The 1,151-nt window shown below is 67.7% G+C and carries 1 protein-coding gene; it reads right to left on the reverse strand.

The genetic code is table 11. From position 1 onward, the window contains the following. Window positions 1-11: 11 nt before the first annotated feature. Window positions 12-1,081, reverse strand: a protein-coding gene (locus Plo01_RS41520; RefSeq protein WP_444980784.1) for an IS630 family transposase whose coding sequence is annotated in 2 segments (ribosomal slippage) — window positions 12-598 and window positions 598-1,081 — 1,071 coding nt in all. Because the reading frame shifts where the segments join, the coding sequence is not laid out codon by codon here. Between the last annotated feature and the right edge of the window lie 70 nt (window positions 1,082-1,151).

The following is a 1,151-nucleotide window of genomic DNA, read 5'->3' on the forward strand; positions in this document are numbered from 1 at the left end:
AACGCATGAAGTTACAGCTGGTTGAGGGCCAGGCCGGTCTCGGCCAGGCAACCGTCGATCAGATGCGGCCGGTACTGGATCTTCTTCAGCCCTCGCTTGACCACCCGCACCAGTTCGTCCAGGCCGGTGACCGCGAGATTGGCCAGCCCGCCGCGGTTCAGCAGTGACCAGATGCCTTCTGTCGGATTGAGCTCGGGCGCATACGCCGGCAGCTGGACCACCCGGAGCCAGTCGGCGCTGGCAGCGATGAACTGGCGCATCTCCGAACAGGTGTGCCGATTCAGATTGTCCCAGATGAGCACGATCGGCGCGTCGAGCTGCCGGTGCGCCATGAGGATCAGGTCGCGGTAGTCGTCCCAGGTGAAGCTCGCCTTCTCCCCCTTGTGCCGCCGGTAGATGTGCACCCGATACAGCAGCCGGGAGCGCTCGCCGGGCCGGTAACAGCTCAGCGCGGCCACCGAAATGCGGCCCGCGCGCCGTCCGGGCACTTTCACCACCGGCGTGACCCCGCGCGGAGCCCAGGTCCGCGCGATCGGTGCTCTCAGCGTCCGGCCGCACTCGTCTTCGAAGCAGACCCAGGCATCCAGGTCCGCCGCGGTCTTTCCACGGCCGGCCACACCTCCGTCTTCCACACCACGATCGCGCCCTCGTCGCGCTCGATGGCCCGGCGCGCCGACACCTGACACGACCAGCCGTGCCGCCGCAGCAGCTTCCACACCCCAGGCAAGGAGTAGGTCAGATGGAACATCCGGCCGATCACCTTCCGGATGCGGGCCAGGGTCCAGTACTGATCGTCCCAACCGTGCGCAGCCGGGCCGCGCAGCAGCGCCGTCTCCAGCCGGGCGAAGCGCGCCTCATCCAGCACCGGCAGAGAGGCCGGGCCCTTGGAGGCCAGTGCCGCCTGCCCGCCGCGGGCCCAGGCGCGGCGCCAGCGGTTGACCGACATCCGGCTGACCCGCATTGCTTTGGCCACCTGGGTATCGGTGTCGCCGCGGGCGAACAGCTCGGCCGCGCGCAACCGGACTTGTTCTCGTTTGGTTCGTTGTTCGGCGGTCAGCCCGCCGCCTTGCGCGTACCGCATGCTCTGGGCATACCACCGCAACCCGAGACGGTCACATGATCACTTAACATCACGAATTAAAGGTCAGTGA

The organism is Planobispora longispora, assembly GCF_016863135.1.
Lineage (GTDB): Bacteria > Actinomycetota > Actinomycetes > Streptosporangiales > Streptosporangiaceae > Planobispora > Planobispora longispora.